This is a genomic window from Marinicauda pacifica (genome assembly GCF_004793635.1).
GTDB classification, from domain to species: Bacteria; Pseudomonadota; Alphaproteobacteria; order Caulobacterales; family Maricaulaceae; genus Marinicauda; species Marinicauda pacifica.
In genome coordinates, this window is record NZ_SRXV01000001.1 from 618,432 (window position 1) to 632,936 (window position 14,505).

15 protein-coding genes and 1 riboswitch are annotated in these 14,505 nt (G+C 64.8%); of the genes, 11 read left to right on the forward strand and 4 right to left on the reverse strand.

Annotated elements, in window-relative coordinates; genetic code table 11:
- Position 1: 1 nt before the first annotated feature.
- From E5162_RS03050 to E5162_RS03075, 6 genes are all read left to right on the forward strand, one after another.
- Complete coding sequence (locus tag E5162_RS03050) at positions 2–1,180, forward strand: ABC transporter permease (protein WP_135943462.1); 1,179 nt, start codon at positions 2–4, stop codon at positions 1,178–1,180.
- A gap of 91 nt (positions 1,181–1,271) precedes the next feature.
- A riboswitch (cobalamin riboswitch) is annotated at positions 1,272–1,479 on the forward strand.
- Between the two features lie 151 nt (positions 1,480–1,630).
- On the forward strand, positions 1,631–3,439 hold the full coding sequence (locus E5162_RS03055; RefSeq protein WP_135943463.1) for a TonB-dependent receptor plug domain-containing protein: 1,809 nt from the start codon (positions 1,631–1,633) through the stop codon (positions 3,437–3,439).
- A 5-nt stretch (positions 3,440–3,444) separates the two neighbouring features.
- A complete protein-coding gene (locus tag E5162_RS03060) occupies positions 3,445–4,290 on the forward strand; it encodes an ABC transporter substrate-binding protein (protein ID WP_158291181.1) in 846 nt (281 codons plus the stop codon).
- Positions 4,287–5,291: a FecCD family ABC transporter permease gene (locus E5162_RS03065; protein WP_135943465.1), complete on the forward strand. Its 1,005-nt coding sequence runs from the start codon at positions 4,287–4,289 to the stop codon at positions 5,289–5,291. The genes E5162_RS03060 and E5162_RS03065 overlap by 4 nt, the downstream gene beginning before the upstream one ends.
- Positions 5,288–6,040: an ABC transporter ATP-binding protein gene (locus E5162_RS03070; RefSeq protein WP_135943466.1), complete on the forward strand. Its 753-nt coding sequence runs from the start codon at positions 5,288–5,290 to the stop codon at positions 6,038–6,040. Before E5162_RS03065 ends, E5162_RS03070 begins: the two co-directional genes overlap by 4 nt.
- 257 nt (positions 6,041–6,297) lie before the next feature.
- Positions 6,298–6,981: a hypothetical protein gene (locus E5162_RS03075; RefSeq protein WP_135943467.1), complete on the forward strand. Its 684-nt coding sequence runs from the start codon at positions 6,298–6,300 to the stop codon at positions 6,979–6,981.
- Here E5162_RS03075 and E5162_RS03080 read toward each other — a convergent pair.
- Entirely contained in the window at positions 6,978–7,355 is a 378-nt protein-coding gene (locus E5162_RS03080) for a DUF6491 family protein (RefSeq protein WP_135943468.1), read from the reverse strand. The two genes, E5162_RS03075 and E5162_RS03080, sit on opposite strands and share 4 nt — an antisense overlap.
- Positions 7,356–7,423: 68 nt before the next feature.
- Here E5162_RS03080 and E5162_RS03085 point away from each other — a divergent pair, with 68 nt between their 5' ends.
- The 3 genes from E5162_RS03085 (at position 7,424) to spbR (ending at position 10,659) form a co-directional block, all read left to right on the forward strand.
- Positions 7,424–8,569 (forward strand): NAD(P)/FAD-dependent oxidoreductase, encoded by a 1,146-nt coding sequence (locus E5162_RS03085; RefSeq protein ID WP_135943469.1) that lies wholly within the window; start codon positions 7,424–7,426, stop codon positions 8,567–8,569.
- A 69-nt stretch (positions 8,570–8,638) separates the two neighbouring features.
- The gene (locus E5162_RS03090) at positions 8,639–9,430 is read left to right on the forward strand and encodes a transglycosylase SLT domain-containing protein (protein WP_233342134.1); all 792 of its coding nucleotides are present in this window, start codon (positions 8,639–8,641) and stop codon (positions 9,428–9,430) included.
- Between the two features lie 62 nt (positions 9,431–9,492).
- Positions 9,493–10,659, forward strand: a complete 1,167-nt coding sequence (gene spbR / locus E5162_RS03095; RefSeq protein ID WP_135943471.1) for a SpbR family protein — start codon at positions 9,493–9,495, stop codon at positions 10,657–10,659.
- Between the two features lie 78 nt (positions 10,660–10,737).
- Here the strand turns inward: spbR and E5162_RS03100 are convergent, their stop codons facing one another.
- The 3 genes from E5162_RS03100 to E5162_RS03110 form a co-directional block, all read right to left on the reverse strand.
- A complete protein-coding gene (locus E5162_RS03100; protein WP_135943472.1) occupies positions 10,738–11,232 on the reverse strand; it encodes an Hpt domain-containing protein in 495 nt (164 codons plus the stop codon).
- 23 nt (positions 11,233–11,255) lie between these two features.
- Entirely contained in the window at positions 11,256–11,774 is a 519-nt protein-coding gene (locus E5162_RS03105; RefSeq protein ID WP_233342135.1) for a response regulator, read from the reverse strand.
- 74 nt (positions 11,775–11,848) lie between these two features.
- Entirely contained in the window at positions 11,849–12,607 is a 759-nt protein-coding gene (locus E5162_RS03110) for an NAD kinase (protein WP_135943473.1), read from the reverse strand.
- A gap of 206 nt (positions 12,608–12,813) precedes the next feature.
- Between E5162_RS03110 and E5162_RS03115 the strand changes: the two genes are divergently transcribed.
- The gene (locus E5162_RS03115; RefSeq protein WP_135943474.1) at positions 12,814–13,584 is read left to right on the forward strand and encodes a class II aldolase/adducin family protein; all 771 of its coding nucleotides are present in this window, start codon (positions 12,814–12,816) and stop codon (positions 13,582–13,584) included.
- Between the two features lie 111 nt (positions 13,585–13,695).
- A complete protein-coding gene (locus E5162_RS03120; protein WP_135943475.1) occupies positions 13,696–14,496 on the forward strand; it encodes a hypothetical protein in 801 nt (266 codons plus the stop codon).
- Positions 14,497–14,505: the final 9 nt, after the last annotated feature.

The window sequence follows — 14,505 nt, forward strand, 5'->3', positions numbered from 1 at the left end:
CATGTTCCGCCAGAGTCTTGCCGTCACCCTGATCAATCTGAAATCCATCCCGCAACGCCCGGGCATGTCGATCGCCACGATCATTTCAGTCGCGCTGGTCGTCGGCGTCCTTCTCGGATTCTCCGCGATGGCGAACGGGTTCCGCGCAACGGTGCAGGGAACCGGCTCGCAGGACGTCGCGATCTTTCTGCGGTCCGGCGCCCAGGCCGAACTCAATAGCGGCCTGTCGCGCGACGAGGTCCGTCTGATCGAGGAGGCGCCGGGGCTGGCGCGTGACTCCGGCGGCGAGGCGATCGCCTCGGCCGAGCTTTACGTCATTGTCGACGGAACCAAGCGGTCCTCCGGCACAGACGCCAATATCCCGCTGCGCGGCGTGGGCGAGGACGCTGCGTTGCTGCGCCAGAATTTCGAGCTGGTGGAGGGGCGCATGTTTGCGCCGGGCTCAAATGACCTTGTGGTGGGCCGCAGCGTGCAGCGCGAATTCTCCGGTTTCGAGATGGGCGAAGAGATTCGGCTCGGTAACAATAACTGGCAGATCGTCGGCGTCTTCTCGACGGGTGGCACCGTGTTCGATTCCGAGATATGGGCCGATCTTGGTGTGATCCAGAATTTATATAATCGCGGCAGCGGCGTGCAGACCGTGCGAGCCAGACTCGAAAACCCGGATGCGATCGAGCGGGTGCGGGCCTATGCTGAGAACGAGCCGCGGCTCAACCTGGATGTCCAGGCCGAGCAGGCCTATTACGCGAGCCAGGCAGGCGCGACCTCCGATCTCATCATGTATCTTGGCTGGCCGCTCTCCATCGCCATGGCGATAGGGGCCTTTGCGGGGGCCTGGAATACGCTCTACTCCTCGGTCGACCGGCGAACCCGCGAGATCGCAACCCTGCGTGCGATCGGATTTTCCGGCTTTCCCGCCTTCGTCGGCACGATGGCCGAAGCGCTCATGCTTTCAGCGATTGGCGGACTGGTTGGCGCGGCGGCGGTCTATCTCCTGTTCAACGGGGTCAGCGCATCGACGCTCGGGGGCAGTTTTACCCAGATCGTCTTCTCTTTTGCCGTGACACCCAGCGCGATCATTGCCGGCATCGTCATGGCGCTGGTCATCGGGTTTCTGGGCGGGCTTGTTCCTGCGATCCGCGCCGCGCGCGTTCCGATCCTGGCCGTCCACGCCGACTGACGGGGCGCGCCCGGCGCTCTGCCAGGGGCGAACGCGGACGCGGATTGTGAAACCTTTCAAACCGATGGCTTGACCGGCCAATGCTCCCCGCCCTACTAAGCGCGCTGACGGTCCCGTGCGAGCGGGCTAAGAGGGAACGCCGGAAAAGAGCCTTTTGGCTCTTAAAACCGGGGCTGTACCCGCAACTGTCAGCAGCGAGCCGCGCACCACAGCGCCACTGGAATCGATCGATTCCGGGAAGGCGGTGTTAGCGGCCACGACCTGTGAGCCAGGAGACCTGCCGTCAGGTCGCACCACCGGGAGCGGGAAAACTCCAAGGGTGGCGCGCGGGACTTTCCGTGTGCAGCGACGCGAGAGCGCGAGGGCGCCCGCCGGGTTTCCGGCGGTGTGCGCGTGTCTGTTTCGTGGTCGCGAACCGCTCCTTCGCGGCCTCCACGGGGACGACCCATTATGAAGTCTGTTTTCTATACCGCTCTATTGAGTGCGGTTTTCGCGACGCCGGCCTACTCCCAGACGCTCGACACGAGCGACACCATCATCGTGACGGGGACGAGGCTCGACACACCGGCCTCTGAAACCGGGACTGCCGTCGCGGTGATCGGCGAGGCGGAACTCGAACGCACCGCCTTCGCTCTGGACGCGATCGCGACGGCGCCGGGTGTGACGGTCAACCAGAACGGCGCATTCGGCGGGGCCGCCACGGTGCGTATCCGCGGGGCTGCCAGCGAGCAGACCCTGGTGCTGATCGATTCAGTGCCGGTCAACGACCCGACCTCGCCGGGCGGGGGCTATGACTTTGCCAGCCTCGACACCGCGCAGATCGAGCGCATCGAACTGCTTCGCGGGGCGCAATCGACCCTGTGGGGGACCGATGCCATTGGCGGCGTGGTCAACATCGTGACCAAGCGTGCTGCGCCCGGCCTCGGTGTGACCGGTTTTGCCGAGGCGGGTAGCTTCGGCACGGTGCGCGGCGGTGCTGCCATAGAGGGTGGCTTCGAGCAGGGCGATTTCCGTCTGGGGGCGAGCGCGGTGTCGAGCGACGGCATCTCCAAGGCCGACGAGGCCGATGGCAATACCGAAGACGATGGCTATGACGCCGTGACCCTGGCGGGCCGCGGACGCTACGAGCTGGGCTTCGGCGAGCTTGCCGCAACGGTGCGCTATGTCGACTCGGAGACCGAGTTCGACTCCTACGGGGCCGTGACCGGGACCCAGGACGGAGATGAGGTGAGCAAGACGACGCAGCTCTCCGGCGCGCTGACCTTCACCAATACCGCCTTCTCCGGCGCGCTCGAGACCATGATCCAGGTCGCCGCGGCCGACATCGACCGCGAGAGCTTTACCAATGGCGTTTCGTCTTTCGGGTCGCAGGGGGAGCGCCAGGTCTACCGGTATCAGGGGACCTGGAACCTGACCGAGGATCATCGCCTGGCTTTCGGGGCCGAACGCGAGGACAGCTCGGCGGGCGGGGACTCCTCCACGATCGATGGCGTCTTCGTGCTGCTTGAGCTGCAGCCTCTGGATGGTCTGGTTCTGACAGGCGGGGTCCGCCACGACGAGGCCGATCGCTTCGGCGCGGAGACGACCGGCAAGTTTGCCGTATCCTGGCAGCTGACCGATCAGGTTCGCCTGCGCGGCACTGCCGGGACGGGCTTCAAGGCGCCGACCCTGTTCCAGACCACCTATGTCTGCTGCGGGGCGACAGAGCCGAACGCGGACCTGCGTGCCGAGACGAGCGAAGGCTTCGATGTCGGCGTGGAATACACGCTGGCCGGGGGACGCGCCGCGGTCGAGGCGACCTATTTCGACCAGACGGTCGAAAACCAGATCGGCTTCTCTTTCGCGGTCGGCGGCTACGAGAACATCGCCCGGGTCGACACAAAGGGTGTGGAGCTTGCGGCCCGATTTGCGATTACCGAGGCCTGGTCGCTGGCGGGCAATTATACCTATATCGAGGCCGAGGACGGGCAGGGCGGCGGGCTGATCCGCCTGCCGGAGCATTCCGCATATGGCGAGCTCGCCTATGATGGGGGACGCTGGGGCGGTGCGCTGAGCGTGCGTCATAATGGCGAGGAACAGGACAGTCTGGGCCCGGTGGACGCCTGGACGCGGCTGGATGCCTCCGCTCGCTATGATCTCACCGACCGGATGCAGCTCTATGTCCGCGGAGAGAACCTGACCGATGAGCAATATCAGCAGGTCTTCGGATATGGCACGCCGGGGCTCTCGGGCTATGTCGGCGTCAGGCTGACACGTTGATACGGTTGAGAACCCTACTGGCGGCGGCGCTTGGCGCCGCCGCCCTTGCCGGCCCGTCCCAGGGGAGCGAGCCCGCCCGCCCGCGCGTGGTGTCGCTCGACTATTGCGCCGATCAATACGTTCTTGCCCTCGCCGATGACGACCAGATTCTGGGAATCTCCACCGGGCCGGACGATGCCTACAGCGCCATGCGGTCGCACGCAGCCGGCAAGCCGCGCATTCGCGAGGCGGCCGAGGATGTGATCGCGCTGGAGCCGGACCTTGTTGTACGCAGTTTTGGCGGTGGAACCCGGGCGCGTACCTTCTACGAGCGTCTGGGCATTCCGGTGCACGATCTCGGATTTGCTCAGTCGTTCGACGATATCCGGCAGACCGTCACCGCGACGGCGCAGGCGCTCGGTCAACCCGAGCGTGGCGCGGCGCTGATTGCGCAGATGGATGCGGCGCTGCTGGCGGCGGGCGAGCAAACCACCGAGGACCGCCCGGCCGTGCTCTATGTGACTCCCGGCGGGGTCACGAGCGGAGCCGGGACCCTGGTGCACGAGATTCTGGTCGCGGCGGGGTTCGAGAATGTCGCCGCGCGCGGAGGTGCGAGCGGCTGGCGCGACCTGCCGCTCGAGCGGCTGGTCCTCGCGCCGCCGGAACTGATCGTAACGGGGTTCTTCGATATGCCCATGAACCGTGTGGACCACTGGTCGCCGACCAACCATCCTGCTCTCAGAGAGCAGCTCGCCGAGACCCCGACCATCCACCTGGACGGCGCTTTTCTGTCCTGTGGCGCCTGGTTCATGGCGGATGTCGCGCTGCAGGCGCGGCGCCGCGCCGATCGTGTCCTGGAGGAACGCCCATGAGTGCCGACGGTCTGCCTCGGCGTGTAGTCCTTACGGGCCTGCTTGTGCTGAGCCTTGCTGCGATCGCCGTCTCTTGCCTGGCCGGCTCCGCACCGCTGAGTCTTGGCGAAACGCTCACCGGGTTTTTCGCGTCCGGCGAGGATCCGGTTGCCATCATTGTCAGGGAAATCCGCCTGCCCCGGGTGCTCACGGCATTTCTTGTCGGGGCAGCGCTGGGCGCGTCCGGCGCCCTGCTTCAAGGTCTGCTCCGCAATCCGCTGGCCGATCCCGGTGTGCTCGGCGTGAGTGCATCCGCTGCGCTGGGCGCCGTCATCGCAATCTACTTCAATCTGGCTCTCATCAGCGCCTTCGTGGTGCCGGTGTTCGCCGTCGGCTTTGCCGGTCTCGCCATCATCGTCCTCTATCTGGCCGGGGCGGCACGCCTTTCGGCGGTGCAGCTCATTCTGGTGGGTGTGGGATTGTCGAGTTTTGCCGGCGCGTTGACGGCGCTCGCCATGAACCTGTCTGCGAACCCGTTTTCGCTCTCGGACATGGTGACCTGGCTTCTGGGTTCCGTCGCCAACCGGTCGTACGCCGATATCGCCTTCGCCGCGCCCTTCTGGATTGCCGGCGCGGGGCTGGCAGTGTTCGCGCTGCCGGGGCTGAGAGCGCTCGCTCTGGGAGAGGATACGGCGGTCACGCTGGGCGCGGATCTTGGCCGTACACGCCTTCTGGTCATAGCGTCGAGCGCCTTGCTGACCGGCGCCGCTGTCGCGGTGGCAGGAACGATCGGCTTCGTGGGCATCGTTGCGCCGCACCTGGTGCGGCCGCTGGTCCGTCATGATCCCGCCGATCTGGTCGCGCCCAGCGCGCTTCTGGCCGGGTTGCTGCTGGTGCTGGCCGATACGGGCCTGCGCGTGATGCCTTTTGCACAGGAGCTGAAGCTGGGTGTTGCCGCGGCCCTGGTCGGGGCGCCGGTCTTCATCTGGATCGCGGCACGCAGCCGGAGTATCGGACGATGAGTATCGCGGCACTGCACCTGGTTTCCACGCGGCTTGGAACGACACTGGCGCTAGACGGAGTCGACTTCTCGATCGAGGCGGGCGAGTTCGTGGCGCTGGTCGGTCCGAACGGAGCAGGCAAGTCGACCTTCCTGAAGGTACTCCTCGGCCTCATCGAGCCGAATGAAGGTCACGCGGAGCTGGGTGGAAGTCGTGTTGAGACTATCGCGCCGCGAATCCGCGGACGGATGGCCAGCTATCTGCCGCAATCGCGTCCGATCAGCTGGCGGCTCGACGTACGCGACGTGGTCGCGCTGGGACGTTTTGCCTGGAACGGCGCGCCCTATCGGCGCCTGAACGAGGGGGGCAGGGCCAGCGTGGATTCAGCACTGGCCGAAGTCGATGCCGCTCATCTGGTCGGCCGCGACATGGCCGGACTCTCCGGCGGCGAGGCGGCGCGTATCCATCTCGCCCGTCTGATCGTCAATCCGGCGCCGCTCCTGGTGGCCGACGAGCCCGCCTCCGCGCTGGATCTCAAACACCAGTACGAGGCGCTCAGAACGTTGCGGCGGGAGGCTGACCGGGGACGCGGCGTACTGGCGGCTATCCACGATCTGGAATCCGCGCGGCGCTGGGCCGACCGCGTCGTCGTCCTGGACCGCGGACAGGTCAGGGCCGATGCGCGCCCGAACACTGCGCTGTCGCCGGATATCGTACGCGAGGTCTTCGGTGTCGCACGCGACGAGACCGGTCACTATGTCCCCGTGTGACGGGTCAGACGCAGCAGGAGCCCATCCGGGAAAAGATTGTCTATATTTAACAGCATGTTACGGAATCCGGTGAAGGCAGGGCGCGAGCTTGACGTGCTTGGGTCTAAGCCTGAGGGCGTCGCAGACCCGGTTCCGATTTCCCCGCCTGTTCACAGGCTTTCCACAGATATCGCGCCAAATGCTGCAGATAGGCTCGACGGTGTGGTTAATGAGTTACTAAACTTGGCCGATTGCGACTCAGTTTTACGGAGACTGCCGTGGCCCGGCTCACCACTCAGGAGGGTGCCCAATTCACCATCCTCGACGACGTCCAGATCTACGAGGAGGCTGAACTCGACCGGATTTGCGCACGTCATACCATCACCGACGAAGCCACGCGCATGTTGTTATGGCGTGTTCTGGAACGCGCGGGAAAACGCCTGCGCGACCAGACCCGCCTTCAGGCCAGCCGGACGCAAATCTCACGTCTCAAGCAGGAGCTGCAACTGGGGATGCGTCTGAGCGCCCAGCTTGGCCATCATGTGCCGGACGGCCAGCAATTGCGCGAAGACAATGCCGGTGTCGGCCTGAACCGGTATCACCTGGCCGCCCTGCGGGAAGGCGAGCGCCGGGTCTGCGACGCGCGAAGCGATCAGCGCCGCTATCGCCTTGAAGATGCCAGCGACATGCTGAGCTATCTTTCGGATGTGTACGAGGAGGCCTTGTCAGCCTGTGCCGGCTCCTCGATCGAAGATCCCGAGGAGACCTGGCGCGGCACGTTGCGGGGGTTCTACACGCACACGCTTGCGCGCGCCTGGGTGACGCGCGACGCCGATCAAGGCGAACGTTTCCTGGCCGATTGCCGGATGGCTCTCGACCGGGCGCCGGGCGGTGAAGGCGAGGAAAATGTTGCGCAGGCTGCGCCTTCCAAAGGCCGGGCGCACGGATCGGGGGCGGGTTAGTCCTGTCCGCCGGCGCGCTCTGCGACCAGGGCTTCGGCCTGCTCCTGACTTTCGACCTCTTCCACGGTATCGATGGCGCACCGCCAGCCATCAGACGGGATGATGTACTCCGCCACGGGCGGGCAGATGCGCGCATTGTCCCCGAAGGAGGTGGCGATCTGCGCGCCGAAGGAGAGGCCCGAGCAGCGCGTGCGCGTGGTGATCAGATAGTGGCGCGAGGCTCCGCTGTTGAGAACCACGTGCCGGTCATCGATCACGGTGTAGCCGTTGATGTTGCGCAGAGACACGCATTCGGAGTCCTGAGCGGATGCAGGGCCTGCAATCACGCAGGCTGCCGCAAGGCTTGCGGCTGCGAAGAGGATGGGCTTGGGCATGGTGATCGTCCTCGTGTTCGCGCTATCTCGGAGGCCGGTCGCAACAATCCTGACTTGGACCGGACCCGATGTCGGAGAGTATCATAACGCATTCGCGCCCGTTTCGTATCGCAATTGCCGGCGCGGGCGCATCGGGGCTGGCCTGCGCCGAGGCGTTGAGCCGCCGCGGCGCTCATATCACCCTGTTCTCCAGCGGACCGGCGGGGCAGGGCGCACTCGCCGCGTCGGGCGGAATGCTCGCAGCCGGCTTTGAGTCTGCCTTCGAAGCGACGGAAATTGCAGCTTTTTCCGGCATTGCCTTCCGTGCGCTTTCGCTCTGGGACGACTATGCGGCCCGCATCGAGCGGGAGACCGCCCAATCCATCGGTTACGAGCGTGCCGGCTCGATCACGCCGGCCTATACCCCGGACGATGTGAACCGGCTCAAAGCGGCGGCGGCTCGCGCGCAGGCCGCCGGGATCGAGGTGAAGGCCCTGACCGGCGAGGCTGTCAGGTCGAGCGAGCCCGCGCTGGCACCGCCCCTGGAGGCCCTGGAGTTTCCGTCGGACGGGCAGGTCGACAACCGGGCGCTCGGGCAGGCCCTGCGTGCGATCGCCCTGACGCGTGGCGGCGTCCTACACCAGGATACTCCCGTGATCGCCGTGGACAGCGACGCGGACGGAAGCTGGGTGGAAACGCGGCGCGGCCGCGAACGTTTCGACGCGGTCATTGTCGCGACCGGGGCGAGATTGCCGCAGGGGCTCTCGCAGACCTTGCCCCGCCCGACACCGGTAAAAGGCCAGATGATCGCATTCGACCTGCCCCGTGCCGAGGCCCCGCGGCGTATCGTCCGCGGCCTGTCGATCTATCTGGCCGCCAAACCGGGGGGGCGGCTGATCGCGGGCGCTACCAGCGAGCCCGGCGTCGATACGCCGGGAACGGATGACGAAGCGATCGCCAGGCTTGCCGATGCGGCCTGTCGCGTTCTTCCGGCGCTGAAAGACCGGCCGGTCGTCGAACGCTGGTCGGGCGTGCGCCCGCGTGTCGGCACCGGCCTCCCGGTTCTGGGCGCCACACAGATGAGGCACGTCTTCATCGCAACGGGCGGGTATCGCAATGGCGTGTTGCTGGCTCCGGCGATTGGCGAGGCGCTGGCCGGAGCGGTGCTGGAGGGCGCGTTGCCGGACTGGTCGGCAACGTTGCGACCGCTCGCGCCCGGCGGAGATAACGGTTAACCAACTCTTATGACGGCTCTGAGAGAGTGCGAGTCGATTCTTGTATGCCGCTTTGTGAAGGAGCGCTTCGTGGTTGAAGCTGTTTCTGCCCGTCTGGTGTCTCCGTCCCAGCTCTTGCAATCGGCCGCCGATGCAACGGGCGCCGATTTCGACTATCTGCTTCAGACGGCTGCGCGAGAGAGCAATTTCGATCCCAACGCCCAGGCGCGCACATCGAGCGCGGCGGGCATGTTCCAGTTCATCGAGCAGACCTGGTTTGCCATGATGTCACGCCATGGCGAGCAGCATGGTCAGGGCGATCTGGCGAGCCAGATCACTCAGAATTCGGACGGCCGGTTTACGGTCGCCAACCCCCAGGCTCGTCAGGAAATCCTCGATCTGCGCTTCGATGCCGGGTTTTCCAGCCTGATGGCGGGAGAACTGGCGGCAGAAAACGGAGCCATCCTGCAGCAAGCGACGGGCCGGGAACCGACGGGCGGCGAACTTTATGCCGCCCATTTCCTCGGCGCTGGCAATGCGGCGCGCCTGATCCAGGCTGCGGAGTCGCAGCCTGCAGGTCGGGCCGACGAACTGTTTCCTGCCGCGGCCCGGGCCAACCGGCCGATTTTCTATGACAATGGCCGGGCGCGCAGCGTGAGCGAGGTGCTGTCCTCGCTGACCGGGCAGGGCGGGGCGGCTGTCGTGCCTCCGGAGACCCTGGTCTCCGGACCGGCCCCCGATCGCGAGGCTCTGAGCTCTGCGGCCCGTTTCCACGCGTCGAGCGCGCACATGCCCGGACGTCCGGTTGCGGTTCTGTCCCCGGGGGTCATCGAGATTCTGGCCTCACTCGATGCGCCGCGATCACGCTCCGATCGCAGCTGAAATCCCTCGTTAACGAGTCTTAGCGCATTCTTGCGGCCGACAATAAGAGATTGAGGTCTGCCATGAGTGTTCACGGCCTTCGTGCTCGTCTGACCCGTGAAGACGTACAGCGCCTAACCGATACGAACGATCCGGAATCGCGCGCCATGGCGGCGCGCAAATTCTGCGCGCGCATTGCCGAGCAGGGCCTCAGCGATGCAGACCGCACTGCCGGAGAAGCGATCCTCGGCGTGCTTGCCGACGATGCCGCCGAAATGGTCCGGCGCGCGCTTGCGGTGACCCTGCAGCGCTGCCCTCATCTGCCCGAGGCGGTGGCGCGAAAGCTGGCTGCGGACCTGGATTCAATTGCGCTTCCGGTCATTGAGGGCTCTCCGGTCCTCAGCGACGAGGATCTCATCGAAATCATTCGCCATGCTGCACCGAACCGCCAGGTGGCAGTCGCGAAGCGTATCAGCGTCTCCAAGGACGTGGTGCGCGAGATCGTTACCCATGGCGTGTCGGAGGCGGTGGGAACTGCGGCGGCCAATGACGGTGCCAGGTTCGATGCCGGCTCTTATGCTCTCACGTTCGAGCGTTTCAGCGCCGAGCCGGAGGTTCTTGAACGCTTCATCGACCGCTCGCGCCTGCCGCTGGAAGTGACGGAGCGCCTTATCGCGGCAATCTCCGATGCGGCCATCGAGCGTCTCGTGTCGCGTCACGCCTTGCCCCCGCAGCTTGCTGTCGAGCTGGCCGAGGGTGCGCGTGAGCGGGCCACGGTCGATCTGGTCGACCAGGCCGGTCTCTCGCCGGATCCGCGCCGTTTCGTGCAGCAGCTTCAGCTCAACAGCCGGCTGACGCCTTCGCTGATCCTGCGGGCCCTGTTTCGCGGACACATGGCGTTCTTCGAATATGCCGTTGCAGAGCTGGCCAATGTGGATCACGCCAAGGCCTGGATGCTGATCCACGATGCCGGCCCGCTGGGCCTCGATGCCGTGTTCCAGCGCACCGGTCTTCCTGCGCGCATCCTGCCGGCTATCCGCGCCGCGATTTCCGCCTACCACTCGATCGAGCTGGGCGATGGCGGCCCGGCCGACCAGATCCGGTTCAGGCGCATCCTGACCGAGCGTGTCTTTACCCAGTTCCAGGGCGCACCGGAGGCCGATCTCAACTATTGCCTCGCCCGTCTCGAGGCCGACGAAGCGCTGATCGAGACCGCTCCCGCCGAACCCGTGGTTCTCAAGGCGTCCTGATCTCGTTTCCAGATCGCACAAGAAGGAGCCCGCGCCGGGAGCAGCGCGGGCTTCTTTTTATGTCAGATTTCCAAAGTTTCAGGTCGGTTCGCCGACGAGGGCAACGACACGGGTTTCCAGTTCCTCGGCAAGCTGACGGCCAACGGGATCCTGGTCTGTGCGGATGTTCTGAATGAGCGCCGCGCGGATCGTATGAACATGGGCTTCGGCCAGCGGCGTCGGCACCGTGCTGCGCTTCTCCGGGGTCTCGATCAGACGGGCCAGAGAGGCGGCAATGCGTGTGACCAGTGGAAACTCGTAGGTGGATCCCAGTCCGCGAAGATCATGGGCGACTGTAAACAGCGCATCGCCATGGTCGCCGGCCAGGCCGTGGGTCTTCACATCCTTCAGAGCGGCTTCCAGCTTGTCGACTTCCTGGCCCAGCCAGTTGCCAAACTCGCCGCTGAGCTGGTCCAGCGCCTTCTCGGCACGCGCGATGGCTTCCGGGTCAGCGGCAGGCAGGCGGCCCCCGACCTTCACGCGGAGCATGTTGGGCGGAGTGATTATTTCGATCGGCTTTTCACGGCTGGACATGCATTTGCTCCCGGCAAGGTCAATCAGGCGGTCTGGTATTCGTCTTCACGGCGCTCCGGCCCCTCATAGTCTTTCGGTTTGAGGCGGCGCCGGTCAGGGCCGAAGAATTCTTTGGTGCGCACGAAGGATCGCGGACGGTTCACGATCGTCTGGATGCGCAGGTAGAGGCTGTCAGAGGCGAAGGGCTTCGCCATGAATTCCGTCACGCCGGCATCGCGCGCCTCGCGTACCTTGGATGTCTCGGTATAGGCTGTCAGCATGATGATCGGGACGAAGGGGCAAGGGCTCTTCTCCTGCGAGCGCAGCATGCGCACCAGCGTCAAACCGTCTACAGGGCTCATCTTCCAGTCCATGATGATCAGGTCGATCGGCTCCTGGCGTAGCGTCGCGAGGCAGTGCTGGGCGGTAGCCGCCTCAAAAATCCACTCGCATCCAAAGGCGCTCAGTACGGTCCGGACCAGACCGCGCATCGCCGCATTGTCATCCACGATCAGGATGCGCAACTTGGAAAAAGCGTTGGCTGCTTCGACCTCACCGGCCACGACAATCCCCCCGGAACTGGTTTCTTCACCATTCCGAATACCCGGATTTGCTTAATGTGACGCTAAACCGGTGATCAGGTCGAGAATTGTTCGACCAGAATCCGTTCTTCCAGCGCGCGCCCCTCGTCGAACAGCATGTGGAGCGTGATCTCGCGGGATTCTCTGATCGAGAGGTGACAGGTCTCGCGAAACTCCTTGTTGTCCGCGACAGCGGACACGGGCCGCTTGTCCGGTTCGAGGACGTCGATTTCCACGGTGGAATCGTGAGGCAGGAGGGCGCCGCGCCAGCGGCGCGGGCGGAATGCGCTGATCGGGGTCAGGGCCAGGAGCTGTGAATCCAGCGGCAGGATGGGGCCGTGAGCAGAGAAATTATACGCAGTCGACCCGGCGGGCGTGGCTAGCAGGACGCCGTCCGCGGAGAGCTCGGGCATGCGGACCGTACCGTCGATCGAAATCTTCAGCTTCGCCGTCTGGCGTTTTTCGCGCAGCAGGGAGACTTCATTGATTGCGAGAGATTCAAAGCACTCCCCATTGACCCGCTCGCCCACCGCTTTGAGCGGATGGATGTCGGCCTGGGTTGCGTGCGTCAGCCGCTCGATGAGGTCGGTATCGCTCGGTTCGTTCATCAAAAAGCCGACCGACCCGTAATTGATGCCGTAGACGCGCGTGGAACTCCCCATGACGGAGTGGAGCGCATCGAGCATTACCCCGTCACCACCCAGTGCGACCAGGACATCGGCGTCCTCGCGCGCAACCTCGCCATAACGTTTGCTGAGGCTGGCGCGCGCGGCCTGCGCATCGTCCCGGCGGCTGGCATGGAAAGCGAGTTTCATGGCGAGAAATCTCAAGTGACCGAAAACAAGAAGCAAATTTGCGGGGATTGAACCCTTAGTCTTGTTGCGGTGCAAGGTGCGTCCTGCGCGCTGCAGGTTTGCCGGCTCCGCGCCTTGCCGGCACGATTGACCTGAAGCCGCATGAGAGCGATCCTTGAGAAAATAAAGAACGCGGTTCACGAACCGCAGTCACAGGGAGACGCATCATGGACGATCACGCCACTATCTCTGTCAAGGAACAGGTCTCTGAGCAGGAATGGAAGGCGCGCTGCGATCTGGCCGCGCTTTACCGCCTTGCCTTCATGCATGGCTGGGACGATCTGTTCTTCACGCACATCTCGATGCGCATCCCCGGCGAGCCGGAGCATTTCCTGCTCAATCCGTTCGGACTGTTGTTCGAGGATGTGACGGCGTCGAACCTCGTCAAGGTCGATGAGGAGGGCAATGTGCTCCCGCCTAGTCGCTACGGCATCAACCCGGCCGGCTTCACGATCCACTCCGCTGTCCATGCGGCGCGCCCCGACGTTCATGTCGTCATGCATCTGCATACCGACCAGGGCGTGGCGGTGTCTGCCCAGAAGCGCGGTCTCCTGCCGATCTCCCAGCTCGCCATGAACGTGATGAAGGATGTGGCCTACCATGGCTATGAAGGCATCGCTCTGGAAGCCGAGGAGAAGGAGCGCCTGGTTGGCGATCTTGGCGAGAAGAATCTGCTCATCCTTCGCAACCACGGGACCCTGACCTGCGGGGATCACCCGTTCGCGGCCTACACCCGGATGTATCTGCTGGAGCGCGCCTGCAAGGTTCAGACGCTGGCCCAGTCGGGCGGAAACGACCTCATCGAGTGGGACACCAAGATGCAGGAGCGCGTCTACGGTCAAGGCGAGCAGGCCTTTACCAACGATCTGTTCAAGGAGATCGGGTGGGCGGCGATCCGCGGACGCGTTGACCGTCAGAGCCCCGGCTACGATGCGTGATCCAGGTGCCGTGAATTTCGAATAATTCGCGTCTCGAGAGAAAATTTTCTGGACTTGCCACTCTTTGCGCTGCCCAATGGCGTCTCAGGCAAAGGGTGGCGGGGATGAGACGTGGCGCGATGGCCCACAATTGCGGCAGCCGGTATTGTCGCCGCCTTGCTCGCATTGCTTCTCTCCGTGCCCGCCCGAGCCGGCGCCTGGACGCAGAAGCGCGGCGACCAGATCTACGTCCTGACCGCCGGGTGGCACGGGCTTGACCCGGCGGATGGACCGGCTCTTTTCAAGAAGCAGGAAATCGCGCTCTACGCGGAGTGGGGTCTGACCGACCGCATCACGCTCTATGGGCGCCTGGCGCGGCAGACCGTCACGCGTGACGTGTGGAGCGAGGCCGAGCAGGACACGGTCGTAGTCACCCAGTCCGCACTGGGCGGCAATGAGGCGGGCGTACGGGTCGGGCTGTTCCAGCGCAGATCCTGGGCGAGCGCCATTCAACTTGGCACGACGTTCGAAAGCTCGGGTGAAAATGTCAGCAATGCCGGGCTTGGCCAAGGTGGCGGCGACCTTGAAATACGTGCGATGGCCGGTCGTTCATTGTCCCGCCGGGGATTTGCCGAGGCCCAGCTGGCTTGGCGCCAGCGCAGCCTTGAGGACCGTGGCGAAGTGCGGCTCGACCTCACGGCGGTCTACCCGGTCAACACCCACCTGGATGTGATGGCTCAGACCTTTTCGGTCTGGTCCATGGACACCGACCCGACGCGCTATCGCTCTTTCTCCGGCCACCGCGCGCAACTCTCCTTGTTGGCCGATGGCGGTCCAGGCCGACTTTATCAGCTGGGCGTGCTGGCCACAGTCGCGCGCGACGGAATGGCAGACGAGCGCGCGTTAATATTGGGCATAGCCCAGCGCTTCTAGCCGGGAACA